At 61.0% G+C, this 24,310-nt stretch carries 26 protein-coding genes; 12 read left to right on the plus strand and 14 right to left on the minus strand.

Annotated features, from left to right (window positions below):
- Nucleotides 1–16: 16 nt before the first annotated feature.
- Complete coding sequence (locus tag RGCCGE502_RS03940; protein WP_016552871.1) at nt 17–1,015, minus strand: zinc-dependent alcohol dehydrogenase family protein; 999 nt, start codon at nt 1,013–1,015, stop codon at nt 17–19.
- Nucleotides 1,016–1,121: 106 nt separating this feature from the next.
- Between RGCCGE502_RS03940 and RGCCGE502_RS03945 the strand changes: the two genes are divergently transcribed.
- Nucleotides 1,122–1,973 carry a LysR family transcriptional regulator gene (locus tag RGCCGE502_RS03945; protein WP_040673942.1) on the plus strand — a complete coding sequence of 284 codons (852 nt, stop codon included), beginning with the start codon at nt 1,122–1,124 and terminating at the stop codon, nt 1,971–1,973.
- 12 nt (nt 1,974–1,985) lie between these two features.
- On the opposite strand, the gene RGCCGE502_RS03950 is transcribed toward RGCCGE502_RS03945, so the two are convergent.
- Nucleotides 1,986–2,882 (minus strand): LysR family transcriptional regulator, encoded by an 897-nt coding sequence (locus tag RGCCGE502_RS03950; RefSeq protein ID WP_016552873.1) that lies wholly within the window; start codon nt 2,880–2,882, stop codon nt 1,986–1,988.
- A 134-nt stretch (nt 2,883–3,016) separates the two neighbouring features.
- Between RGCCGE502_RS03950 and RGCCGE502_RS03955 the strand changes: the two genes are divergently transcribed.
- The 4 genes from RGCCGE502_RS03955 to RGCCGE502_RS03970 are packed head-to-tail and all read left to right on the plus strand — an operon-like array spanning nt 3,017 to nt 7,454.
- Complete coding sequence (locus tag RGCCGE502_RS03955) at nt 3,017–4,456, plus strand: FAD-linked oxidase C-terminal domain-containing protein (RefSeq protein ID WP_016552874.1); 1,440 nt, start codon at nt 3,017–3,019, stop codon at nt 4,454–4,456.
- Nucleotides 4,453–5,658 carry an FAD-binding protein gene (locus tag RGCCGE502_RS03960; RefSeq protein WP_016552875.1) on the plus strand — a complete coding sequence of 402 codons (1,206 nt, stop codon included), beginning with the start codon at nt 4,453–4,455 and terminating at the stop codon, nt 5,656–5,658. The genes RGCCGE502_RS03955 and RGCCGE502_RS03960 overlap by 4 nt, the downstream gene beginning before the upstream one ends.
- A 5-nt stretch (nt 5,659–5,663) precedes the next feature.
- Nucleotides 5,664–6,977 carry a glycolate oxidase subunit GlcF gene (glcF, locus tag RGCCGE502_RS03965; RefSeq protein WP_016552876.1) on the plus strand — a complete coding sequence of 438 codons (1,314 nt, stop codon included), beginning with the start codon at nt 5,664–5,666 and terminating at the stop codon, nt 6,975–6,977.
- Nucleotides 6,978–7,013: 36 nt separating this feature from the next.
- Nucleotides 7,014–7,454 (plus strand): hypothetical protein, encoded by a 441-nt coding sequence (locus RGCCGE502_RS03970; protein ID WP_016552877.1) that lies wholly within the window; start codon nt 7,014–7,016, stop codon nt 7,452–7,454.
- A 30-nt stretch (nt 7,455–7,484) separates the two neighbouring features.
- Here the strand turns inward: RGCCGE502_RS03970 and RGCCGE502_RS03975 are convergent, their stop codons facing one another.
- Together RGCCGE502_RS03975 and RGCCGE502_RS03980 are read right to left on the minus strand one after the other, a co-directional pair.
- Nucleotides 7,485–8,165, minus strand: coding sequence for a L,D-transpeptidase (locus RGCCGE502_RS03975; protein WP_016552878.1), 681 nt, complete (start codon nt 8,163–8,165; stop codon nt 7,485–7,487).
- A 135-nt stretch (nt 8,166–8,300) separates the two neighbouring features.
- Nucleotides 8,301–9,041, minus strand: a complete 741-nt coding sequence (locus RGCCGE502_RS03980) for a L,D-transpeptidase (RefSeq protein ID WP_016552879.1) — start codon at nt 9,039–9,041, stop codon at nt 8,301–8,303.
- A gap of 209 nt (nt 9,042–9,250) precedes the next feature.
- Here RGCCGE502_RS03980 and RGCCGE502_RS03985 point away from each other — a divergent pair, with 209 nt between their 5' ends.
- A complete protein-coding gene (locus RGCCGE502_RS03985; protein WP_016552880.1) occupies nt 9,251–9,880 on the plus strand; it encodes a DNA-3-methyladenine glycosylase I in 630 nt (209 codons plus the stop codon).
- A complete protein-coding gene (locus RGCCGE502_RS03990) occupies nt 9,877–10,353 on the plus strand; it encodes a hypothetical protein (protein WP_016552881.1) in 477 nt (158 codons plus the stop codon). The genes RGCCGE502_RS03985 and RGCCGE502_RS03990 overlap by 4 nt, the downstream gene beginning before the upstream one ends.
- Before the next feature lie 7 nt (nt 10,354–10,360).
- Here the strand turns inward: RGCCGE502_RS03990 and RGCCGE502_RS03995 are convergent, their stop codons facing one another.
- Nucleotides 10,361–11,065 carry an HAD family hydrolase gene (locus tag RGCCGE502_RS03995; protein ID WP_016552882.1) on the minus strand — a complete coding sequence of 235 codons (705 nt, stop codon included), beginning with the start codon at nt 11,063–11,065 and terminating at the stop codon, nt 10,361–10,363.
- Nucleotides 11,066–11,299: 234 nt separating this feature from the next.
- Here RGCCGE502_RS03995 and RGCCGE502_RS04000 point away from each other — a divergent pair, with 234 nt between their 5' ends.
- Nucleotides 11,300–12,349, plus strand: a complete 1,050-nt coding sequence (locus tag RGCCGE502_RS04000) for an aldo/keto reductase (protein ID WP_016552883.1) — start codon at nt 11,300–11,302, stop codon at nt 12,347–12,349.
- A gap of 53 nt (nt 12,350–12,402) precedes the next feature.
- Here RGCCGE502_RS04000 and copM read toward each other — a convergent pair whose 3' ends face one another.
- The 6 genes from copM to RGCCGE502_RS04030 form a co-directional block, all read right to left on the minus strand.
- Nucleotides 12,403–12,762: a CopM family metallochaperone gene (copM, locus tag RGCCGE502_RS04005; protein ID WP_016552884.1), complete on the minus strand. Its 360-nt coding sequence runs from the start codon at nt 12,760–12,762 to the stop codon at nt 12,403–12,405.
- Nucleotides 12,763–12,833: 71 nt separating this feature from the next.
- A complete protein-coding gene (locus RGCCGE502_RS04010; RefSeq protein WP_016552885.1) occupies nt 12,834–13,292 on the minus strand; it encodes a hypothetical protein in 459 nt (152 codons plus the stop codon).
- 96 nt (nt 13,293–13,388) lie between these two features.
- Nucleotides 13,389–14,126: a class I SAM-dependent methyltransferase gene (locus tag RGCCGE502_RS04015; RefSeq protein WP_016552886.1), complete on the minus strand. Its 738-nt coding sequence runs from the start codon at nt 14,124–14,126 to the stop codon at nt 13,389–13,391.
- The gene (locus tag RGCCGE502_RS04020) at nt 14,101–15,075 is read right to left on the minus strand and encodes a ketopantoate reductase family protein (RefSeq protein WP_016552887.1); all 975 of its coding nucleotides are present in this window, start codon (nt 15,073–15,075) and stop codon (nt 14,101–14,103) included. Before RGCCGE502_RS04020 ends, RGCCGE502_RS04015 begins: the two co-directional genes overlap by 26 nt.
- 188 nt (nt 15,076–15,263) lie before the next feature.
- On the minus strand, nt 15,264–16,151 hold the full coding sequence (locus RGCCGE502_RS04025; RefSeq protein ID WP_040673947.1) for an amino acid ABC transporter substrate-binding protein: 888 nt from the start codon (nt 16,149–16,151) through the stop codon (nt 15,264–15,266).
- A 150-nt stretch (nt 16,152–16,301) separates the two neighbouring features.
- The gene (locus tag RGCCGE502_RS04030) at nt 16,302–17,060 is read right to left on the minus strand and encodes a hypothetical protein (RefSeq protein ID WP_016552889.1); all 759 of its coding nucleotides are present in this window, start codon (nt 17,058–17,060) and stop codon (nt 16,302–16,304) included.
- 138 nt (nt 17,061–17,198) lie between these two features.
- Here RGCCGE502_RS04030 and hisS point away from each other — a divergent pair, with 138 nt between their 5' ends.
- Genes hisS through hisG form a run of 3 tightly spaced genes read left to right on the plus strand, consistent with a single transcriptional unit; the run spans nt 17,199 to nt 20,528 of the window.
- On the plus strand, nt 17,199–18,713 hold the full coding sequence (gene hisS, locus RGCCGE502_RS04035) for a histidine--tRNA ligase (RefSeq protein WP_016552890.1): 1,515 nt from the start codon (nt 17,199–17,201) through the stop codon (nt 18,711–18,713).
- Nucleotide 18,714: 1 nt separating this feature from the next.
- Nucleotides 18,715–19,833, plus strand: a complete 1,119-nt coding sequence (locus RGCCGE502_RS04040) for an ATP phosphoribosyltransferase regulatory subunit (RefSeq protein ID WP_016552891.1) — start codon at nt 18,715–18,717, stop codon at nt 19,831–19,833.
- Complete coding sequence (gene hisG / locus RGCCGE502_RS04045; protein ID WP_016552892.1) at nt 19,833–20,528, plus strand: ATP phosphoribosyltransferase; 696 nt, start codon at nt 19,833–19,835, stop codon at nt 20,526–20,528. The genes RGCCGE502_RS04040 and hisG overlap by 1 nt, the downstream gene beginning before the upstream one ends.
- Before the next feature lie 79 nt (nt 20,529–20,607).
- Here hisG and RGCCGE502_RS04050 read toward each other — a convergent pair whose 3' ends face one another.
- Nucleotides 20,608–21,051: a DoxX family protein gene (locus RGCCGE502_RS04050; protein ID WP_016552893.1), complete on the minus strand. Its 444-nt coding sequence runs from the start codon at nt 21,049–21,051 to the stop codon at nt 20,608–20,610.
- Between the two features lie 219 nt (nt 21,052–21,270).
- Between RGCCGE502_RS04050 and RGCCGE502_RS04055 the strand changes: the two genes are divergently transcribed.
- A complete protein-coding gene (locus RGCCGE502_RS04055) occupies nt 21,271–21,981 on the plus strand; it encodes a glutathione binding-like protein (RefSeq protein ID WP_016552894.1) in 711 nt (236 codons plus the stop codon).
- Between the two features lie 72 nt (nt 21,982–22,053).
- Here the strand turns inward: RGCCGE502_RS04055 and RGCCGE502_RS04060 are convergent, their stop codons facing one another.
- Both RGCCGE502_RS04060 and groEL read right to left on the minus strand, forming a co-directional pair.
- Complete coding sequence (locus RGCCGE502_RS04060; protein WP_016552895.1) at nt 22,054–22,500, minus strand: hypothetical protein; 447 nt, start codon at nt 22,498–22,500, stop codon at nt 22,054–22,056.
- 812 nt (nt 22,501–23,312) lie between these two features.
- A partial coding sequence (groEL, locus tag RGCCGE502_RS04065; protein WP_016552896.1) for a chaperonin GroEL occupies nt 23,313–24,310 on the minus strand: 998 nt, incomplete at its 5' end.

Raw genomic sequence — 24,310 nt, forward strand, 5'->3', positions numbered from 1 at the left:
CCGCGCCCTTCAAACTTTAGGCTATCTCAACCACCAGCTTGCCGTTTGCCTGACGGCTTTCGATCAGGGCATGGGCTTCTGCCACATCGGAAAGTCCGAAGCGACGCGCGTCCAGCCTTGGCATCAGCTTTCCGGCCTCGACGAGTTTGCCGACCTCACGCAGGATCTCGCCGTGGTGGCTTCGGCCTTCGCCGGTCAGAAGCGGCAGCAGCGTAAACACTCCCGAATAGGTCGCCGCTTTGAACGACAGCGGGGCAAGCGCATGCGTCCCCCATCCGAGCGCGCTGACGACGTGACCGAAGCGGCTGATCGCCTGGAAGGCAGTGTCAAGGCTGGGGCCGCCGACCGTATCGTAGACGATGTCGAAGCCTTTACCCCCCGCGTGATTGACGACATAATCCGTCACGGTCTCCACCCGGCGGTCGATCGGCGTTGCTCCCAGGCTTCTGAGGTAGTCAGCCTTTGCCGCACCGTCGACGGCAAATACATCGGCGCCTGCGGCTTTTGCGATCTGTACGGCAATGTGCCCGACGCCGCCGCCGGCGCCGAGGACAAGAACCTGCTGACCATCGCGGACATTGGCGCGATCGACCAGTCCCTCCCAGGCGGTAATGGCGATCAGCGGCAGCGCTGCTGCCTCCCGCATCGAGAGATTGTGGGGCTTCGGCGCGAGCAGCCTGGCGTCAACCGCCGCGAATTCAGCCAGCGAGCCTTGGATGCCGCCGACGCCACCGGTCATGCCGTAAACCTCGTCACCACGGCGGAACTCGGTGACGCCGGGGCCTACCTGCTCGACGACGCCGGCCAGATCTATGCCGAGAACGGCGGGAAACGGATGCCGCACATGGGCGGCATTGCCGGCACGGATCTTGGTGTCCAGCGGATTGACGCCGCTCGCCTTGATTCGAACCAAAACCTCACCCTCGCGTGGCGTCGGTTTGGCGATCTCGGCCAAGCGGAAATCGGCGTTCGGCGCGTCGATCAGAAGCGCCTTCATCGTTGTGGACTGAGACATGCAACTCTCCGTTCGTTTGAATTGCCCGGAGAATGCGCCGTTGATGTGCGAATGGAAATGAAAGAGAATGCACGATGTTCATGCATTTTTGTTTGGGAGTCGCATTGTGGAATGGAGCGATCTCAAGCTGTTCCTGGCGATCGCGCGCCAGGGAACTCTCGGCGCTGCCGCTCGCAGTCTCGGCCTGACGCAGCCGACGATGGGGCGTCGTCTTCGGGCCCTTGAAGTCTCGCTCGGTCAGACGCTGTTTCAGCGGACCGCCGACGGCTTTGTGTTGACGGACGAGGGTACAGCCGTCTTCGCCCATGCCGAGCGGATGGAAGAGGAAGCGCTCGGTCTCGAACGCGAACTCGCCGGACAAAGCCGGCAATTGAGCGGCTTCCTGCGTTTGTCTTCTTCTGAGTGGTTCGGTGCACATGTGCTGGCGCCGGTGCTTGCCGAGTTCTCGCTGCGCCATCCGAAGATCGTCGTTGAATTGCTGACCGATAGCCGCCTGCTCAGCCTCTCCCGCCGCGAGGCGGATGTCGTCGTTCGGATCGCGCCCTTCACCGAGCCTGATGTAATATCGCGCAAGCTGCTGCATATCGATTACCGGCTCTATACCCGCCGGGGCGCAGAGCATCCGAAGGCGGGGGATGGTGCAGGCGCGCGTCTGGTCACAATGGACGAAGCCTTCGGCGGCATGCCTGATGTCATGTGGCTGGCGCGACTCCTGCCAAAGGCCGAGATCGCCATGCGCAGCAACAACCGCGATGTGCAGGCGACGCTGTGCAGGAATGGCGCGGGGCTCGCCGTCTTGCCGCGCCCCCTTGGCGATTTGATCGCTGACATCGAGCCGGTCGACCTCGGCGAAGCCCCGCCTGGGCGCGACACCTGGATCGGCTATCACCGGGACATGAAACGGCAGGCCCGCCTGCGGGCGCTGCTCGATCTCCTCATCGAGAGGTTGGCGAGTTGACCAGTGAAAGCCCTAGCGTTCCCAATAGGGGACCGGGCCGTAGACCTCGGCGAGGTAGTCGATGAACAGCCGCACCTTGGCCGGCAGGAATTGACGGCTTGGGTAGACTGCCGATAGCGTCACGTTGCGCGACCCCTCATAGGCAGGGAGAATGTGCACCAGCCGGCCATCCCTGAGCTCGCGGCTGATGTCCCAAGTGGAGCGCAGCGCAATGCCGAGCCCGGATATCACGGCCTCGCGCACGACCTCGCTGGAGTTCGTCACAAGCATCCCTTCCGGCCGAAGGGAAAGCGGGCCCTCAGGCCCTTCCAGTCGCCAGGCATCGTTGTTGTGCGCTGGCAGACAGCGGTGCTGCTTCAGGTCTTCGATCGTCCGCGGCGTGCCGTTGGCGGAAAGATAATCGGGGGAGGCACAAAGCAGGCGCCTGACCGACGCGAGCCGCCGCGCGACGAGACTCGAATCCGTCAGTTCCGCAATCCGGATGGCAAGGTCAAAGCCTTCACCGACGATGTCGGTGAACTCGTCGCTGAGCACCAGATTGATCGCAAGCCCCGGATGCATGTCCATGAAGGACTTCAGATGTGGGGCGACATGCGTGCGCCCGAAGGAGGTCGGCGCCGTCACCTTCAGCGTTCCCTGCATCTGTGCCGAGCGCCCGGAGATATAGTATTCCGCCTCCTCGATACCGGCGAGAATGCCGAGCACACGGTCGTAGAAGCCCTGTCCGGCCTCCGTCAGCGAGATTTGCCGCGTCGTGCGCTGTAAAAGTCGCGTGCCGAGCCGATCTTCCAACCGTTTGATGCGTTTTGAGACTACGGCCGGTGAAAAACCGAGCGCCCTGCCGGCCAGCGACATGCTCCCGGTCGAAACGACTTTCGCGAAAATTTCAAGGTCACCCAGATTGGTCATGCGCTTAGATTGTTTGTCCTTTTGGAATAAGTGCTTAGCATTTGCGCCAGAATCGGGAAAGTGTTAAGCCCGATCGAACCGGCAGCGCGGAGGACGTGCCCGGTTTTCGCTGCCGCCGGCGAAGGGAGTGAGCCATGTCCGACACCATTTCGTTTCTCGCCCCGCGTGCCGATGTGCTTGCCCGCCGTCGGCAGATTGTTGCAGATCTCATCGACTTGCTGCCGCCGGAATGCCTGGTGCATGAGGCGCGCGAGCTGATGCCGTTCGAAACCGACGCCTTTGTTTCCTACCGCCGCATGCCGCTTGCGGTTGCCTTGCCGCGGACAACCGCGGAAGTGGCCGCCGTGATGAAATACTGTCATCGCTACGGCGTCCCTGTGGTACCGCGCGGCGCCGGAACGTCACTCTCGGGAGGAGCGATCCCGCAGGAGGATGCGGTCGTCCTCTGTGTGTCGAAGATGAACCGCATCCTCGAGATCGATCTTCCCAATCGCGTGGCGGTCGTCGAAGCCGGCGTCACCAATCTGAATATCTCGGAATCCGTCTCGGCGGATGGTTTCTTCTATGCGCCCGATCCCAGCTCGCAGCTGGCCTGCACGATCGGCGGTAATATCGGCATGAATTCGGGCGGCGCGCACTGTCTGAAATACGGGGTCACGACCAATAACCTGCTCGGCGTAAAGATGGTGCTGACCGACGGCACTGTCATCGATCTCGGTGGCAAGGCGCTGGATGCGGCAGGCTACGATCTGCTCGGCCTCGTCTGCGGACACGAGGGTCAGCTGGGGATCGTCACGGAAGCGACGGTCCGTCTGATTGCCAAGCCCGAGGGCGCGCGGCCGGTCCTCTTCGGCTTCGATACCTCCGAAGAGGCAGGGTCCTGCGTCGCTGACATCATTGCATCAGGCATCATTCCGGTTGCTATCGAATTCATGGACAAGCCGGCGATCGAAATCTGCGAAGCCTTTGCCAAGGCCGGCTATCCTCTGGATGTCGGCGCGCTGTTGATCGTGGAGGTTGAGGGATCGGAAGCGGAAATGGACGACATGCTGAAGAGCATCGTCGAAATCGCCCGCAGGCATGGCGTGAAGACCGTCCGCGAATGCCAGTCGGCAACCGAGGCGGCGCTGATCTGGAAGGGCCGGAAGTCGGCCTTCGGCGCCACCGGGCGCATCGCCGATTATATCTGCATGGACGGCACCGTGCCGCTCAGCCAGCTTTCCTACGTCCTGAAGAAAACCTCTGAAATCATCGACCGCCATGGGCTTCGCGTCGCCAACGTGTTCCATGCCGGTGATGGCAACATGCACCCCCTGATCCTCTTCAATGCCAACGATCCGGACGACGCCGCACGTGCGGAAGCGGCGGGCATGGAAATCCTGAAGCTCTGCGTCGATGCCGGCGGCTGCCTGACGGGCGAACACGGGGTCGGCATCGAAAAGCGAGACCTGATGCGCCATCAATATTCCGAGGCCGACCTGGCGCAGCAGATGGCGGCACGCGCCGCTTTCGATCCAGCTTGGCTCCTCAATCCGTCCAAGGTCTTCCCGCTCGAGGGACGTCCGGCCGCATGATCGATCTATTGCCCATGACGGATGACGAGGCTGCGGCAATCGTCCGAAGCCATGCACAGGCAGGCAAGCCGCTGGCGATCTGCGGCAGCAACACCCGTTCCGGTTTCGGAAATGCAGTCGCGGCGGAAAGTCGGTTGCGTTCGTCCAATCTGAGCGGCATCACGGCTTATAATCCCGGCGAGATGGTTTTGACCGCGCGCTCAGGAACACCGATGTCCGAGATCGAAGCCGCACTCGCTGAGAACGGCCAGATGATGGCGTTCGAGCCGATGGACCATCGGCCGATCATGGGCACACCCGGCGAGCCGACCATCGGCGGCGTCTTTGCCGCCAATGTTTCGGGGCCGCGCCGTTTTGTGGCCGGCGCGGCGCGCGACAGCCTGCTTGGCGTGAGCTTCATCAACGGCAAGGGTGAACTGATCAAGGCGGGCGGCCGCGTGATGAAGAACGTGACCGGACTGGATCTCGTCAAGCTGATGGCAGGCTCGCATGGAACGCTAGGGTTCCTGACGGAAGTGACCTTCCGCGTGCCGCCGCGACCGCGAACGGAAGCGACGATTGTCGTTTCCGGCCTGAACGATGCCGAAGCCGCCAACGCCATGGCGGCGGCGATGGCCTTGCCAGTCGAAGTGTCCGGCGCCGCGCATTTGCCGATGACCGTCTCCTGGAAATTTCTCGACAGCACGCTTTCGGGAGGCGAGGCGACCTGTCTGCGCATTGAAGGCCTGCCTGGCTCCGTTGACGCCCGCGCAGCCAAGCTCGTTGCGGCCATGCAAGCGTTCGGATCGGTCACGCGGCTGGAACAAAGCGAGAGCGTGCGTCTTTGGAAAGACATCCGGGATGCCGCCCCTTATGCTGACGGCACGATGCGGCCCGTTTGGCGGGTTTCTGTCGCGCCAAGCATCGGCCATCAGCTGGTCGCGGCCCTTCGCCTCGAAGCCGGAGTCGATGCATTCTACGACTGGCAGGGTGGGCTGATCTGGATGCGGATGGAGGCGGATGCCGATGCGGATCTCCTGCGCCGTTTCATCAAGGTGCTGGGCGGTGGCCACGCCACGCTGATCCGGGCGCCCGAACCAATGCGGGCATTGACGGCCGCCTTTCAGCCGCAGCAGGAGGCGGTGGCCTTGCTCTCGCAGCGACTGAAACTGAAATTCGATCCCGCCGGCATCTTCAATCCCGGGAAGATGGCAGGAGCCTGAAGGCAATGCAGACCAATTTTACGCCCGCCCAGCTTGCCGACCCTCATGTCGCCGAATCCGAGCAGATCCTGCGCAAATGCGTGCATTGCGGCTTCTGTACCGCGACCTGTCCGACCTACGTGACGCTCGGCAACGAACTCGACAGCCCGCGTGGGCGCATCTACCTGATCAAGGACATGTTGGAAAACGGGCGCCCGGCGGATGCCGAGGTCGTCACTCATATCGACCGCTGTCTCTCGTGTCTCGCCTGCGTGACGACCTGTCCCTCCGGCGTCGACTACATGCACCTCGTCGACCACGCACGGGCACACATCGAGAAGACCTACAAGCGTCCTTTCATGAACCGGCTCGTGCGCGCCATCCTCGCCGCTGTCCTGCCTTATCCCGATCGCTTTCGCCTTGCGATCAGGCTGTCGTCGGTGGGCCGACCGTTGGCCGGGCTCCTTCGGCGCTCGCCCGCATTGAAGCCATTCGCCTCAATGCTGATGCTGGCGCCGAGACGTATCCCTCCCGCCTCGGTCTATGCAGCGCCAGCAAGCCACGCGGCGGCCGGTGAAAAGCGAGGGCGCGTCGCGATCCTAACCGGCTGCGCGCAGCCAGTCCTCGATCCAGGCATCAACGAGGCGACCATCAAGCTGCTGACGCGGCTGGGTGTTGAGGTGGTCGTGCCTGAGGGGGAAAGTTGCTGCGGCTCGCTCGTCCATCACATGGGACGCGAAGAGCAGGCGTTAGCAAGCGCACGCGCCAACGTAGATGTGTGGACGAGTGAACTCGAAAAGGGTGGGCTCGACGCGATCATCATCACCGCTTCCGGCTGCGGCACGACGATCAAGGATTACGGTCACATGCTGCGGCTCGATCCTGTTTATGCGGAAAAGGCGGCGCGCATCTCGTCGCTGGCGAAGGATGTCACCGAGTACCTTGCGTCGCTTGACCTGCCGGCCCAGATGCCGAAAGGCATCATTGTCGCCTATCACTCTGCCTGCTCGATGCAGCACGGCCAGAGGATCACGATGGCGCCGAAGCAGCTGCTGAAGGCGGCCGGCTTCAACGTCCGCGATCCCGCGGAAGGCCACCTGTGTTGCGGATCTGCCGGTACCTACAACGTCATGCAGTCCGATATTTCCGAAGCGCTCAAGAGCCGCAAGGTCAGGAATATCGAGGCGACCAAGCCTGATGTGATCGCAACCGGCAACATCGGCTGCATGATGCAGATCACGACCGGCACAGCAATCCCGATCGTTCACACGGTCCAACTGCTGGACTGGGCCTACGGCGGAGATATACCGGAAAAATTAAAGGATTTGCCCTTAGCTTAGCGGCGCCGGATCGTCCGGAGGTCTCAGGAGCCCGCTATGTACCGCACCATTCTCGCGTTCACGCTTCTTTGCGGTGCGACCAATGCCGCCCACGCAGCCACTCGTTTCTTCTGCTCGGCGGATGACAAGAATGTGCGCTTCACGGTGGAAAGCGGTTTCGAGGCGGAAGGCGGCCACAAGCTCAATCATTTTCGCGGTGCTCTGGTGGTGAAGAGCGGCGATGCGCCCCAGGCGCTACAGAAGATTGCCGTGACGTCGGAGAACCTGACGCACCACTGGTCGCACGATGGCGAATTGCGGCTGGAAGTATTCTATGAGGATGGAGACGACCCCAAGGCGCAGGGCGTCAGCCTGATCGTGACCGCCGGCCAGCGCGGCAAGTCGATGACGACATTCTCCGGCGCCTATGAACTTGCCCTTGAGGGCGACGGGAAGCCGCTTAGCGCGACCGGCAAGGTCAGTTGCGGATCGAAATAGGCGGCCGTCGCCGGCCGCCAAATACTTGCATTAGCCGCCGAACAGCGTGCGCAGGATGTCGATCCCGCGATCGTCGAAGCTGATCTCGCCCTGCTTGTTGCCTGGGCCGACGACGATGACCTTGGTGCCGACAGGAGCGCGATCGTAGAGATCCATCACATCCTTGTTCATCATGCGAATGCAGCCGGACGACATGTTGAGGCCGATTGACCACGGTTGGTTGGTGCCGTGGATGCGGAAGCTCGTGTCATTGCCGCCCTTGTAAAGATACATTGCGCGGGCGCCGAGCGGATTGTCCTCGCCACCTTCCTGGAAGGCCGGGAGGATGTGGCCTTTCGCCGCCTCGCGAACGCGCATTTCAGGCGGTGGCGTCCAGCCCGGCCACTCTGCCTTGCGGCCGATCTTGACGACGCCCGACCAGCCGAAGCCTTCGCGACCGACGCCGATGCCGTAGCGCGTCGCGCGGTCCTTGGTCTCGACGAGATAAAGGAACTTGTTGTTGGTATCGATGATGATCGTGCCGGGTGCCTCGTTGGTGACGAGGTGGACGCGTTGGCGCTTGAACTGCGGCTTGACCGATTTCGGCTGCACGGAAACCCGAACGACAGGCGCACCGTCATGGGTGGGCGCGATCGGCTGTGCCGACACAGATGTGGATACGGACGAGACCAGAAGGCCGGCGGCTGCGAGAGCCGTCGCGAATTTCAGCATATTTGATTCCCTCAAAGCAAAACCGGACCGAAGCTAACCGAACTTCGATCCAGTTCAAGATGTCGGGGGCGGAATGAAGCAGCTGCGATGTTTAATTGCAACTATGCTTGGCTCCGCGCCGGTATTGATGAGCCTTTACATGACGATAACGCGTGTTCCAACCTTTACGCGTTCGTAAAGGTCAACGACGTCTTCGTTGCGCAGCCGGATGCAGCCGGAGGAAACGGCGTTGCCGATCGTCCAGGGGGCGTTGGTACCATGGATGCGGTAGAGCGTCGAACCGAGATACATGGCGCGGGCGCCAAGCGGATTCTCGGGACCGCCGTCCATGCGCGCCGGGAGATAGTGGCCCTTGGCGGCTTCGCGGCCAACCATTTCGGCTGGCGGCGTCCAGTCAGGCCATTCGGACTTGCGGGTAATCTTGTGCACGCCGGCCCATTCGAAGCCTGGCTTGCCGACACCAACGCCGTAGCGCCGAGCCTTGCCGCCGTCCATCACCAGATAGAGGAAGCGGCTGTTGGTATCGATGACGATCGTGCCGGGCCGTTCCGTGGTGTCGTAGGTGACGATCTGCGGCAGAAATTGCGGCTCAAGCTGGCGGCGGACGACTGGCACGCCGGGATTGATGGCAGAGACCGGCTGCGCCACGGCGGCCGGAGCGCGGCCGAAGACGCCGGATGTGAACAGGCCGCGTTGCGGAAAGACCGGCTGCTTGTAGACGACGGGGCGAACCTTGCCGCCGAACTGCATGATCCACGGGGCTGCGAGATCTGGGCTCAGCACGACTGGCGGGCGCGTCGCGTAGCGGTCGTCGCCGAGCGCAGCCGTGGAAAAGACGCCGAGCATGGCTGCGGCGAGCAGAAGGGATTTCATCATCGGACGGACTCTCTACAAATGGCCGAAAATGCGCGGACGGCAGCGGCCGCCTTGCTTCACGCTGCCACTGTTCCCGCCAGCGAATGGTAAATTTGAACTCATTCAAGTCCGAGGCGAGAGATAAACTTTTCGTCAGGGTTATCGTTCGGTTTGGAAACAGAGTTTGCAAATGGTAAAGCCGGATTCGTAGCAGAAAGCGAAGCGAGACCATGAGCGAAACGGGCATCATCATCGGCGAAGACGGCAAGAGCCGCTGTCACTGGCACGCCAACCTCCCTGATTACCTCAAGTATCACGACGAGGAGTGGGGACGCCCCGTCACCGATGATATCCGTCTCTTCGAGAAGATCTGCCTGGAAGGGTTCCAGTCGGGCCTCTCCTGGCTCACCATCCTGCGTAAACGCGAGAACTTCCGCGCTGCCTTTGCCGGCTTCGACTTCGAGAAGGTCGCGCTCTTCGACGACGCCGATATCGCGCGCTGCCTTGCCGATCCCGGCATTGTGCGGCATCGCGGCAAGATCGTTTCGACGATCAACAATGCTGGCCGAGCGATCGAGTTGCGGCAGGAGTTCGGGTCGCTCGCTCGCTATTTCTGGAGCTTCGAGCCCGGCCATAATGATCGCCCGAAGGTGGTCGATCGTGCCACCGTCATGGCCAACCCGACAACACCGACATCTGTCGTCATTTCCAAGAATCTGAAGAAACGCGGCTGGACGTTTGTCGGTCCGACCACAGTTTATGCCTTCATGCAGGCAATGGGTCTCGTCAACGATCACGTCGAAGGTTGCTACTGTCGCGCCGAGGTGGAAACGATGCGCGATGCGCTGGTGCGCCCATGAAGGGGCTCGCGGCAACCGTCGCCTTGTGCCTGCTGGCGTCCGCGGCATTCGCGCAGTCACCTGAGCTGCAGCCTGGCGAACGACTGGAGAAACTGCAGTTTCCGGCCGCCACCATGGAACTCAAGGGCTGGACGAAATTCGGCAACGGGCGCGTCTACACGCTTCCCGTCAAGGCCGGGCAGCATGTGAAGATCAGTTTCTCGACCAAGAGCAAATTCGCCTTCCTCTCGATCTTCGATCTGGCGATACCTGATGAGGAGGCGATTTTCGGGACGGACGAGGATGGTGAAAGCTACAACATCACCGTGAAGGACAGCACCACCTGGCTGCTGCGGCCTTACTACTCCAAGGTCTCGCCACGCCGGGGGCTAGGCGCACCCTACAGCATTCTCGTCGAGCCTCAGGCGGCAGCACCACAACCGGCTGCTCCCGCCGACAAGCAATCGCCGTCGCCGCTCTTTCCCCCAAGGTGACAGCAGGTTAGCCGAGGCCTTCGATCAGACCGCGCAGTTCCCCCAGATGTTCGATCTTGCGGAAGCGCGGCGCATCTTTCGGCTCCTCGACATGCTCCACCACCCAGGTGAGTTCGTGCGGCACAAAGACGCCGTAGCTGCCGGCGGCGATCGCCGGGACGATGTCTGATTTCAGCGAATTGCCGACCATCATCGCCCGTTCCGGGCCACCCCCGACCTTGGAGAAGATCCGGCGGTAGGTTACCGCAGTCTTGTCGGAAACGATCTCGACCGCGTGAAAGAAATCACCGAGCCCGGATTGCGCCAATTTGCGCTCCTGATCGAACAGGTCGCCCTTGGTGATCATCACCAGCAGGTAGTTCTCCGAGAGCGCCGCCAGCGTCTCCTGAACGTGCGGCAGGGTCTCGACCGGGTGGGAAAGCAGGTCTCGGCCGGTGTCGAGAATGCTGGCAATGACGCTGGCAGGGACCTTGCCTTCGGTGACTTCGATCGCCGTCTCGATCATCGACAAGGTAAATCCCTTGATGCCGAAGCCGTAGTGGCGGAGATTGCGCTTCTCGGCCTCGAGCAGTCGCTCCGACACCCTCGGGCCGTCTGCAAAATCAGCCAGCAGTTCGGTGAAATGCGCCTCGGTCAGCCGATAATATTGCTCGTTCTGCCAGAGCGTGTCGTCGGCATCGAAGCCGATGGTTGTCAGCGCGCGGGTCGTCATCCGTCATCTCCGAGTCGTCAAGTAGAATTTATTGGAGGCCGGGCGTGAAACAAGGGGATGCGAATGGTCGGATGGTAACGGACACGTTGAAATACCGTCGGTTCGCCTTACATCGATAGGGCCTCTCGCACAGCCGCATTTTGGCTGTTCCTGTCTCGACCAGGCCAATAACCAAAAAATCAATTCAACCGTCTTTAGGTCGCGCTCGCGGCCGTCACAAGGAAATCTCTGACCATGCGTTACAATCAACTTGGAAATACGGGACTGTTCGTCTCGGAAATCTGCCTCGGCACGATGACATTCGGTGCCGCCGGCGAAAACAATCTCTGGGGTTCCATCGCTGACGTCGACCAGAAAGCTGCCGATCAGATCGTCGAAAGGTCGCTGGCATCAGGCGTCAACTTCATCGACACGGCGGATGTTTACTCCTTCGGCGAATCCGAAAAGCTCCTTGGCCAGGCGCTGAAAAATCTCGACGTTCCCCGCAAGGACGTGGTTATTGCCACCAAGGTCTATAGCACCATGGGCGACAAGCCGAATGATCGCGGCGCTTCCCGCGGCCACATCATGGATTCGGTCGAAGCCAGCCTGAAGCGGCTGCAAACCGATCATATCGACCTCTATCAGATCCATGCCACCGACACCGTGACTCCGATCGACGAGACGCTGCGAGCACTCGACGACCTCGTGTCGCGCGGCCTGGTGCGCTATGTCGGCGTTTCCAACTGGCAGGCGTGGCGCATTGCCAAGGCGCTCGGCATCTCCGAGCGTCGCGGCTTTGCGAGGTTCGAGACTGTGCAGGCGTATTATTCCATCGCCGGCCGCGATCTCGAGCGCGACATTGTGCCGATGATGCAGGAGGAAAAGCTCGGCCTGATGGTCTGGTCGCCGCTGGCGGGCGGCCTTCTCTCCGGCAAATACGGGCCGGGTGCGCCGGGCAACGGCGAAGGTCGCCGCGCCGCCTTCGACTTCCCGCCGGTCGACAAGGATCGCGCCTGGGCCTGCGTTGCCGTCATGCGCGAGGTCGCCGAGAAACACGCCACGAGCGTTGCGACGGTCGCGCTTGCCTACATCCTCGCGAAGCCTTTCGTAACGACTGTCATCATCGGCGCAAAGCGGGTCGAGCAGCTCGACCAGAACCTTGCGGCCGTCAATCTGAAACTCGATGCAGACGATCTGAGGAAGCTGGACGAGGTCAGCGAACTGGCACCCGAGTATCCGGGCTGGATGCTAGCGCGCCAGGGATCTGGCCGCCGGCCCGAGCCATTCGAACCAAAGGCCTGATTCAGGTTTCGCGAAGCGGACGCCGGGGCTTGCTGCTCCGGCGTCCTTGGCTATTACTTGCCGTGTGCCTTGAGCCAGGCCTGCATGTCGGCGATCTCGGCCTCCTGGGCCTTGATCACGGCTTCCGCCAGCTTGCGGATTTCCGGATCTTTGCCGTATTGCAATTCGATCTTCGCCATGTCGATCGCGCCCTGATGGTGCGGGATCATGCCCCGGACGAAGTCGACGTCGGTATCGCCGCTATACTTGAGCATCATGTCCTTGTGCATCTTCGCGTTCGCCTCCGCGAACGCATGGCTCGATGCGCTGTGGTCGCCCATCGGCTTGCTCATATCCATCTGCGCATCTTCCGCGAAAAGGGGTGTGGCAGAGAGGGCGAGCGTTGCAGCAAGGGCGAGAATTTTCAGAGACATGGGATTACCTTCCTCTGTCTGATGCTGGGGTTCAATGCGCGGCCGAAGCCGCAGCGTTTCATGAAAACCGGTCAGACAAGCCGGGGAGGCGGCGCCAGGGGCTGAGGGCGTGCATCCCGCATCGCATCGGCCGGTCCAGGGGCAGGATAGGAAAATACGTGCTTTCCGGCTGCCGCGAACACCATCGGCGGCGGCACGACGAGACAGGCTGAGCAGAAGGGCATGTGCACCATGCCGCTAGCTGAGCACGGATCTTGTTGCGCGGGCGCAGATTTCGCTGTCTCGCCCATGTCCATTCCGGCCACATGATGGTGTTCGACACTGGAGGTTGCTGCGACGGTCTGCATCGACAGGCATGTCGGACAGCCAGCCCAGGCGGACATGGTGCCATAGGCAAGCCAGGCCAATACCATCGCTATGATTGCAATAAAGCGCATGCCGTCAAAATAGGAACCCGAGGCGAATAAGCCAAGCTGCTTTTTGCGGATTTGGCGGTGATTGGTCGCGAGCGGTCGGCCCAAGATGGACATCCGATGCTGGATCCGAACGACATCGGAACGATGTACGGCCTCAAGGATCGCCCGTTTCTGGCGAGGGAGTGACCCCAGAGCCAAGGCGAGTTGACGCTAGTTCCTATATTGGAAGACTCTCCCGAAGCGATTGGGCATCATAAATATCTGTTTCGCTTCGGAGAACCCGGCTTCACGGCCCATCGCCGTCCATGTGTCGGCCCTTTCCGGGAAGTCGGCGAGCCTCATATGCGCGTCCATCGCCGCAAATTCTTCGTCCGTTAATGCGGCCCACACATTACGATAAGCCGAGAACCGATCAAAATGTTCTTCCCGGTTTTCCTCGTCGAGAAGGGTGGGTTCCCAGATCAAAAACAGGCCGTCACGGCTCAATGTATCGCGCACATCTTTCATCAGTCGGATCTTTCCGTCCGGCTGGAGATGATGCAGCGACATTCCAATCCATACGCAGTCCACGGTGTCGGACCAGTCGGCCATTGCTTCGGCAAAATCGCCGCACCGCAGGTCGATAGGGCACGGCAAGTCCTTCAGCGATTCCCTCGCGAGATCCAACGACTGCGGAGAGAGGTCGATGCCGTAATAGTGGCCGATGGCGCTCCCCTTCAACGCGCCTGCCGAGGCGACTGCATCCCCGCAAGCGATATCGAGAAACTTGAACGGCTTCGGCATCACTTGCGAAAGCAGGCTGCCAAGCAAGCCATAGACCTCGCGATGAAACATGAGGTTTTCGCCGACGATCTTCCGGTACGTTGCCAGATGTTTGTTGAACATGGCTTGTGCGTCGTCGGTGGCCGTCGACACAGTGCCTTCAGCCTGATTTTGCAAGGTCTCCATTGGTTTCTCTCCCAGAAAAGCCGTCAGCCGTGGAGTTGAGTGTGCCCTTTGCGTAGAGATGGAGCGCGCGATAAACCGCCGTGTGTGATGGCGTCGGTACGCCAAGTTCATTCCCAAGCGCGTGCATTCGCCCAGAAAGCCATGCAAGTTCCAATGGCTTTCCGTTCAAAAGATCGTTTGCCATTGATGAGCGCGTATCGGGCGGCAGGTTCTGCCACACCGATGCAGCGTATGCTTCATATCCGTCCTGCATCGGGTGGCCTGCTGCCTTCGCTACCGCCATGCCCTCATCGCGCAACTGGCCAAGGAATGTGTGAGATTCAGGATCGGTCAGGATCGATCCAATTCCGGATCGAATTAAGCTGGTCGCACCCGAGAACGCGCAGAGCGTCACGAACTTGGTCCAGAGCGCCTGATCGATATCTTCGACCCTCTGCAGTCCGATGTTTTCAGCCTGGAAGCAAGCCGCTTCCAACGCACCAACCACCGCGTCGTTGTGCCCGCCAACATAGAAGTGAGTGGCACCACCCACATGCACGATTAAGCCGGGCTGTTTGAGGTATCCTGAAATGTAGGCAGCGCCGCCGACAACCTGTGAAGGCGGCACCAGTCGGCCAAGGGTCTCGACGCTGTCGATGCCGTTCTGCAAAGTCACGACTCTCGTCCCCGGCCCGACCATCGGCACGATTGCCGCAGCCGCCGTGCCGCTGTCATAGAGCTTGACGGCGAAGAAAACGATGTCGACATGGCCGACCTCGCCGGGCGTCGCAGTCGCCTTCACATGTGGCAGGCTGACATTGCCGAGCGGGCTCTCAAGCTGAAGTCCGTAGGTTTGCATTGCCTCGAGGTGGCGCCCCCGGGCAACAAAGGTGACATCGTGGCCCGCGAGAGCGAGCCGTGCACCAAGATAGCCGCCGATGGCGCCCGACCCCATGATCGCGATCCGCATGGCCGCCCCCTCCGACGACAAACCTGTGGCTGCAAAATCAATATAGCAATTGCTACCTTAGACCACAATCAAGTGGTTCGCATGACAGCGTCGCAAGGACGCTGGCTCCGAGGTCGCTCTCCGCACCGTCCGCCGAAGCGTCCATCGGCCCAGGTAGATGAGCCGTACGCTTCGGTCCGCATTTGATATCAATCGGGCACATGCTCCATGATGATTTGCGTGTGCAGCATCGGAGCCGCCTCCGCTCCGAAATAGCCTTCCAGCAACGGCAGAAAATCGTCCGACAGATAGAAAGCCGTCAAGGCACGATCAGCTAGCAGGCGGAAGTCGGCGTCGTCGCGACGCAGCCCTATCGCATAGGGTTCGTGCGTAAACAGGCGATCGCCGATCTCGAGAGAGGACGGATCGCGCGCCCGCGAAGCCAGGCTGGCGAGCAGCGCCTGATCCGCGATATACGCATCGATCTTGCGATCCTCGAGTGCGGCGAGCCCCTCCTCATGCGTCTGGAAATCGGCAAGCTTGGTCTTCGAGACCTGGGTTGCCAGCGCCTCGCGCAGTGTCACTCCCGTCGTAGTGTTGGCACGCACGCCGATGATGCGGGTCGATGCGACATGCTCGCTAACGGCGCGAACAGCAGGCTTCTCGAGGAAAAGCGTTTGCAGATAGTTGGGCGAATCCTTGCGGAGCAGTGCAGTTGCCCCGGTCAGGAAGATAGGCTGCGAGAAGTCGACTATTTCGCGCCGCTTCAAATTGACGGTGATCGCGCCGCAAAGCAGATCGACCTCTCCATTTTTCACCGCGTCGAAGCCGCTGGCGAGAGTTGTCTCGATGTATTCGCGCTTCAGCTGCGGAACCTGGTGTTCTATTTCATCGGCGATCTTGCCACAGAGGTCGATGGCATATCCCGTCGGGTTGGCGCCCGCCTTGCTGGACGAGAAGGGCGCTTCGTCGGCGATGTAGCCGATGCGCACGCTGCTGCGCTCAGTGATCGTATCGAGCGTCGCAGCGGCTGCCGCGAAAGCTGTCAGGCAAAGAGCAAGATGCGCTACTAGAAACCGTCTCATGCACTTCGTCATCGGCATGATCCTCATCTTCGAGCGGTTGCGATTTCAAAGGCGTACACGCAGACTATGGGCTGCCTGCCATTTGTCAACCGAGGGGCGCGGCGGCGGTGCTCGAATTGGCACATCGCCCCGAGCGAAACTCGGGCTCGGACGAGCCAACACTCAATATGCCGCAACGACCTTGTGCACGATCTGATAGTCGGCGCTTTCCTCGCCGATCGGCGCCACGGGCCATGTCCAGTCGGCTTGAACCGAGGATAGCGACACGCCGTGCAGCAGGTCAGCCTCTTCAAGAACCTTCCCGGTGCGGTCGATGACGGCATAGGAGACATCCGTGATTAGGCAAGTCTTGCAGGGCGCCGCTTCCAGCGCCGACCGGTGCGCCCCGATCAGCTGTGCGACGGTATCGGCGGGCATCGTGCCGTTTTGTTCCGCATCGAAGCGCCGCTTTACACCTCGGCCGATCTGCGAGAGGAGATTGGCCGAGACGACGAAGTCGAGATACGGAACGTTTCTCAAGAAGGCGAGGGGTTCCGGCTGCCCGCTGGCCGCAAGGTCGTCATAGCCCGAAAGGTCGCGCTCAATCAGCCGAACGTTCTTGTAGCCTTTCAGCGGCAGCCACAGGCGCGTCGAGGCGAGATGCACGAGATCGACGAGCACGACGGTATCAAACGTCCGGGCTAGCTCCTCGATCGGTACGTCGCGAAGCAGGCCGGATCCCAGGATGACCGCCGTTCTCCTCTGCCGCAGGCCGGCCATGGCGCTCCTTACGGCGTCCTTGCTCCTCTCTTCGTGCTCTGCCCATTGCCGGCTGCAGCGGCCGGCGCGGGACCAGAGATTGACGGAGTATCGGATGAACCGGCGATGCGCCTTCAGCGTCACCGGAACGGTCGCGGCGTAGAGAAGCGCCTCCGCGATCATGATAGAGCTCCTGGCATTCGATCCATTCCTACTCGTTCAATCGATTCTGTGTTCCGGATCAAGGGCCTTCGCCCTTGCCGCACCCGGCCCTTTCCGCTAGGAAACCGCCACTGTCACAGCGAGCGGAATACCTTGGAAATGAACGACAAGCAGAAGAAACCACAAAAGCTCAAGGCCAGGCTCCCACGCGGCTTCGTCGATCGTTCGGCAGCCGATATTCGCGCCGTCAATGAAATGACCGCGAAGATCAGGGAAGTCTATGAGCATTATGGTTTCGATCCTGTCGAAACGCCGCTCTTCGAATACACCGATGCGCTCGGCAAGTTCCTGCCTGATGCCGACCGGCCGAACGAAGGCGTCTTCTCGCTGCAGGACGATGACGAGCAGTGGATGTCGCTCCGATACGACCTGACGGCGCCGCTCGCCCGTCATGTCGCCGAGAATTTCAACGAGATCCAGCTGCCGTACCGCACCTATCGCGCCGGCTACGTTTTCCGCAACGAGAAGCCAGGCCCGGGTCGCTTCCGCCAGTTCATGCAGTTCGACGCCGATACTGTTGGCGCGCCCGGCGTCCAGGCCGATGCGGAAATGTGCATGATGATGGCCGATACGCTGGAAGCCCTCGGCATCAAGCGCGGCGACTACGTGATCCGTGTCAACAACCGCAAGGTTCTCGACGGCGTGCTGGAGGCGATCGGTCTCGGAGGCGATGACAAGGTCGGCCAGCGTCTCAACGTGCTGCGCGCCATCGACAAGCTCGACAAGTTCGGCCCCGAGGGCGTTGCACTCCTTCTCGGCCCCGGCCGTAAGGATGAGTCCGGCGATTTCACCAAGGGCGCAGGCCTCGACCAGAGCCAGATCGACAAGGTCCTCTTCTTCGTCGGCATCAAGGACTATGCCGAAAGCGCTTCCAAGCTTGCCGAACTGGTCGCTGGAACGTCCAAGGGTGCGGAAGGCGTCGACGAGCTGAACTTCATCGGCGCTTTGGTGCGAAGCGCCGGCTACCAGTCCGACCGCGTCAAGATCGATCCGTCGGTCGTGCGCGGCCTCGAATACTACACCGGACCGGTTTACGAAGCCGAGCTCCTCTTTGACGTCACCAACGAGAAGGGCGAGAAGGTCGTCTTCGGCTCGGTCGGCGGCGGCGGTCGCTACGACGGCCTCGTGTCCCGCTTCATGGGCCAGCCGGTCCCGGCTACCGGCTTCTCGATTGGCGTCTCGCGTCTGATGACGGCGCTGAAAAACCTCGGCAAGCTCGGCCAGGCCGAAGTCATAGAGCCGGTTCTGGTCACCGTCATGGACGGCGATGTCGACGCCATGGGCCGCTACCAGCGTATGACACAGGAGCTGCGCGCCGCCGGCATCCGTGCCGAGATGTTCCAGGGCAACTGGAAGAAGTTCGGCAACCAGCTGAAATATGCCGACCGCCGCGGCTGCCCTGTCGCCATCATCCAGGGCGGTGACGAGCGGGCGCAGGGCGTCGTGCAGATCAAGGACCTGATCGAGGGCAAGCGCCTGTCGGGCGAGATCGAGGACAACGCCAGCTGGCGTGAGGCCCGTGTTGCCCAGGAAACGGTTGCCGAAGGCGACCTCGTCGCCAAGGTGAAGGAAATTCTCGCGGCGCAGGCCGAAGACCGGAATAGGGCGGGCTGAGATGGCCCTGATCAATCTGCCGGACTTTTCCGGCGAACTCCTCTCTGAGTTTGCGGCGCGAAAGACGGAACGGGTGGATACGCCCGTCATCCAGCCGGCCGAACCGTTTCTTGATATCGCCGGTGAGGATCTTCGCCGGCGTATCTTCATGACCGAAAACGAGACGGGCGCCAGCCTCTGCCTGCGGCCGGAGTTCACGATCCCCGTCTGTCTGCGCCACATCGAGAGCGCGACCGGCACGCCGAAGCGCTACTCCTATCTCGGCGAGGTTTTCCGCCAGCGGCGCGAAGGCGGCAACGAGTTCTATCAGGCCGGGATCGAGGATCTCGGCGACATCAACATAGCCGCTGCCGATGCGCGGGCAATCGGTGACGCGATTGGCGTCTTGGAGCGAGTCGTTCCCGGCAAGTATCTTTCGGTTACGCTGGGCGACCAGGCGGTCTTTGAGGCGGTCGTACAGGCGCTCGGTCTGCCGCTCGGGTGGCAGAAACGGCTGGTCCATGCCTTCGGCAACATGAGTCAGCTCGAAGCTCTGCTGGCGAGCCTCGTCAGCCCCCAGTTTGTCACAGGGCTCAGCGACGAGATCGCGCATCTCATCGCCGCCGACGATGAAGCAGCACTTGTTGCACACATTGATGCGACGATGCAGGCGACAGGCTACTCGACGAATGCGAGCCGCTCGCCGCTGGAGATCGCGCGCCGCTTGAAGGAGAAGCTGATCCTCTCCGAAACGCGCCTCGATGATGCCGCCTTCCGCGTGCTCGAGGAATTCCTGTCGCTGAACGTGCCGCTGATCAATGCCTCGGCCGCGCTGGCCGGCTTTGCCGATGCCGCGGGCCTCAAGCTTGGCAACGCCCTTGCGCGTTTCGACGGCCGTGTGGCCGCACTCGCCAATGCCGGCGTCGACCTGGCGCTGATCGACTACCGCGCAGCCTTCGGCCGTCCGCTGGACTACTACACCGGCCTGGTTTTCGAGATCGGCGTTCAGGGCACGTCTGCGGTTCTCGCCGGTGGCGGTCGTTTTGATCGCCTGATGACCTTCCTGGGCGCCAGGGAACGCATTCCCGCCGTCGGCTTCTCGCTCTGGCTGGATCGCATCGAAGCGGAGAGGGCTGCCTGATGACGATTACCATCGCATTGCCTTCCAAGGGCCGTATGAAGGACGATGCCTCGGCGATCTTCGATCGCGCCGGCATCAGGATCACCGCTGTCGGCAACGATCGCTCCTATCGCGGACGCGTCGAAGGCTGGGACGACGTCGAAGTCGCCTTTCTCTCGGCCTCGGAGATTTCTCGCGAGCTCGGCAACGGCACCGTCGATTTCGGCGTGACCGGCGAAGACCTCGTTCGCGAGGGGTTGGCGGAGGCCGACAAGCGCGTCGAAGTCTGCGCGCGGCTCGGCTTCGGTCATGCCGATGTCGTGGTTGCCGTTCCCGAAATCTGGCTCGATGTCGACACCATGGCCGATCTCGGCGACGTTGCATCCGATTTTCGCGCCCGTCACGGCCGCCGACTGGCGATCGCCACGAAATATTGGCGGCTGACGCAGCAATTCTTCTCCAGCCAGCACGGCATCCAGCTCTACCGGATTGTCGAGAGCCTGGGAGCAACCGAAGGGGCGCCTGCCTCGGGATCGGCCGATATCATCGTCGACATCACCTCGACCGGCTCGACCCTTCGCGCGAATAATCTGAAGGTCCTGTCCGACGGCGTCATACTTCGATCGGAGGCCTGCTTCGTCCGGGCGCGCAAGGAAAGCCATGCTGGCGATGCGACTGTTCAGCGGCTGATCGACGCCGTTCGTTCGGCGGTCTGAGCGATCCTCAGACCGAAACGTAAAAAACCCGCCGTCAGCTGACGGCGGGTTTTTTTATGCTTGGGAGGAGCCTGATCGCTTAGGCGACTGCGTAGACGCCGCGGCGTGCGTCGAGCGAATAGAGGCCGGGGCCGACGATCGCGAGGAAGATGTAAGCGCCGGCCAGCGTGAAGTTCTTCATGACCATGATCTGGTTCAGGGCATTGATCCAGCCGAGGGCAGCAGCCGGGAAGTCCGGAACGTTGACCGTAGGCAGGTGGAAGACGATGGCGGTGAATGCACAGAACGCGGCGAGCAGCCAGCCGACGATCTTGGTCTGGTAGCCGACGAGGACGGCAAGACCGGTCACGAATTCAAAGGTACCTGCGAGATAGGCAAGCGCGCTGGAGGCCGGAAGACCAGCACCGGCGATCATTCCGGCAGTGCCAGCCGGATCGGTCAGCTTGCCGAAGCCGGCATAGATGAACATGAACGAGAGGAGGATACGAGCAACAAGAATGATGGCGTTATTGGTATTCGACATGGGACAAAGTCTCCGTTTGTGAATGACGTTTGAGGTCTCTGTGCCCCCGGCACGGTTTCAACCTCGGATGCCGTTTTGTCGCCTTTTTTTGCCGTCGTGAAAAGATAGACGAAAGCGGACGCTTTGTTCTCTATTGTTGAACGACGGATCGATGGCGATGGCGGCTTGCCATTGGCAATAACCCTCTTCTATGGTCGGCCGCCCAAGATGGAGACCCCAATGGCAGATCTTTCCGCTTTTCCGATCACGACGCGCTGGCCGGCAGCGAACCCCGACGTTATCCAACTCTATTCCTTGCCGACGCCGAACGGCGTGAAGATATCGATCGTGCTTGAAGAACTCGGCTTGTCCTACGAGCCGCACCTGATCTCGTTCAACACCAATGACCAGAAATCGCCTGAGTTCGTGTCGCTCAATCCGAACGGCCGCATTCCGGCAATTATCGATCCCAATGGTCCGGACGGAAAGCCGATCGGCATTTTCGAGTCAGGCGCGATCCTGCTCTACCTCGCCGAGAAGACCGGCAAGCTCATTCCATCAGACGCAGCAGGGCGCTACGAGACGATCCAGTGGGTCTTCTTCCAGATGGCCGGTATCGGGCCGATGTTCGGGCAGTTCGGGCACTTCTACAAGTTTGCGGCCGATAAGGTTGCCAACAACTCCTACCCAATGGAGCGTTACCGCGACGAATCCAAGCGCCTGCTGAGCGTGCTGGAAGGACGGCTGCAAGGCCGCCAGTGGATCATGGGCGATCTCTACACCATCGCCGATATCGCTACCTTCCCGTGGCTCCGCGGCGCCGATATCTTCTACGGCGGTCGGGAGGTGCTGGACTACAAGAGCTTCCCGGCCGTGATGGACTGGCTTGAACGCTGCATAGCCCGGCCGGCATCGGAAAAGGGGTTGAATATACCTGCGCGCCCGGCATAAGCCTTGGGTAGCAAGTAGGCAACGACAAAAGCCGGTCCACAAGGGGCCGGCTTTTTGCCTGGCGAGCAGCGTCTATTGGCGCCGCGCGAACTCGCTGCCGGTGTTGGTCTTGAATCGCGGAAAGACAAAAACGCCGAGCAAGCTGCCATGGGAGGCGTTATCATGACCATTCGACTCGCCCATACAGAACAAGGGCTGGCGGAAGCCATTCGGCATCATGATCGTGGTCGAGAAGCAGAACGATGAAGAGAGAGTCGCGGCCTGCTCGAAGAGGTCCAGGATGTGATCGTGATCCTTCGGGTCGTAGCAGCGCATAAGGCTGAGAAGGCCGCATTCACGCGCCGGCAGCCCGTGCAGCATCGTGCTCCATTCCCTCAGGCGGATGATGCCCGTGGAAAAATCTCCGACCCAGGTCTCGGAAATGGAAAACTGCGCCAGCAGGTCAGGGTCGTGATTGCTGACGTCGAGTGAACCCGGCATGAGCGGTGCCGCGGTGGTGGTTTTAGCAATTTTGAACAAATTTTTCCCCAGCTTAGGTACAGCTTCCCCTGCTGCACGTCCGGCAAGAATGGGCAGGTTCATGCTGCGCCGCGCATCATGCTCGGCCACCTGCGAAATGGGGTCTGGATGTCGGCACTTCTAACGGAGCCGCTTCCAATTTCGCGGGAAAAACGCACAACTTCTGATGTATTTTTCGGGAGGGGTTTTTCCCGAGCTCGCCCTCGCGTTCCCGTGGTCGGCAACGAATTGGATCGCGACCGTCGGCGGATGAACGCGCGCCGAATGCAGCGCGGATTTATAGGCGCTTTTATGCAAACGGCAATCTGCTTTTTGCACAACGCCGGTCTCTACTGTGAGTGGAAAAACGGCAGGAAAAATTCTTGGAAGGCGCAGAAAGATGCCAAAGATGGGAAGATTTCTGAGGTGTAAGCGGTTTCACCTGCCATTTGCGTGACAAAACATGCACGAAATTGCGTCAGGACGGAAAGCAGTCCGCGGTAGAAAAAATGCAAGCGCGCAAGCCTTGCGAAAGCCTCGAATGACGCGAGGCATGCTCACATCGCTGCTTAAACGTTTCATCTGAGGATTGAAAAACGAACACAATTGCTGTTCGGCGAATCGCACGCCGAAACGAAAAAGGGCGGTCCGAAGACCGCCCTTCCTGTTCCGGGAAACCGGAGATAGATCGGTGAAGCTTTATGGACGCTTCAACGATAGGCTTTCGCCTATCACATCATGTCCATGCCGCCAGTTCAGCGCGCTTGCCGCGCTGAACCACTCTAAGTGCATGGGCGACCTCTATGGACATTCCTGCGATAGGCTTTCGCCTATCACATCATGTCCATGCCGCCCATGCCGCCCATGCCGCCCGGCATGCCGCCAGGAGCATCCTTCTTCGGCAGCTCGGCGATCATGGCTTCGGTGGTGATCAGCAGCGAAGCAACCGAAGCTGCGTTCTGCAGAGCCGTACGAACAACCTTGACCGGGTCGACGATGCCCATGGCGATCATGTCGCCATATTCGGACGTCTGGGCGTTGTAGCCGTAGTTGTCTTCGTTCTTGTCGAGGACCTTGCCGACAACGATCGAAGCTTCGTCGCCTGCGTTTTCAGCGATCTGGCGAACCAGAGCCTGCAGGGCGCGGCGAACGATGTTGATGCCAGCTTCCTGGTCGTCGTTTGCACCCTTTGCAGCGATCTTCGTGGAAGAACGGAGCAGGGCGATACCGCCGCCGGGGACGATGCCTTCCTGAACAGCAGCGCGCGTCGCGTTGAGCGCGTCGTCGATGCGGTCCTTCTTTTCCTTGACTTCAACTTCCGTGGAGCCGCCAACGCGGATGACGGCAACGCCACCAGCGAGCTTGGCAAGGCGTTCCTGCAGCTTTTCGCGGTCATAGTCCGAAGTGGTTTCTTCGATCTGAGCCTTGATCTGGGCAACACGGCCTTCGATGTCGGACTTGGCGCCAGCGCCGTCGACGATCGTGGTGTTTTCCTTGGAGATCGAAACCTTCTTCGAACGGCCGAGCATGTCGAGCGTTACGGATTCGAGCTTGATGCCGAGGTCTTCGGAAATGACGGTGCCACCCGTGAGGATAGCGATGTCTTCGAGCATGGCCTTGCGGCGATCGCCGAAGCCAGGAGCCTTGACAGCAGCAATCTTCAGGCCGCCGCGCAGCTTGTTGACGACGAGCGTAGCAAGCGCTTCGCCTTCGACGTCTTCAGCGATGATGAGGAGCGGCTTGCCGGTCTGAACGACAGCTTCGAGAACCGGCAGCATGGCCTGGAGGTTCGAGAGCTTCTTCTCGTGCAGGAGGATGAAGGCGTCTTCGA

Source organism: Rhizobium grahamii CCGE 502, assembly GCF_000298315.2.
GTDB classification, from domain to species: Bacteria; Pseudomonadota; Alphaproteobacteria; order Rhizobiales; family Rhizobiaceae; genus Rhizobium; species Rhizobium grahamii.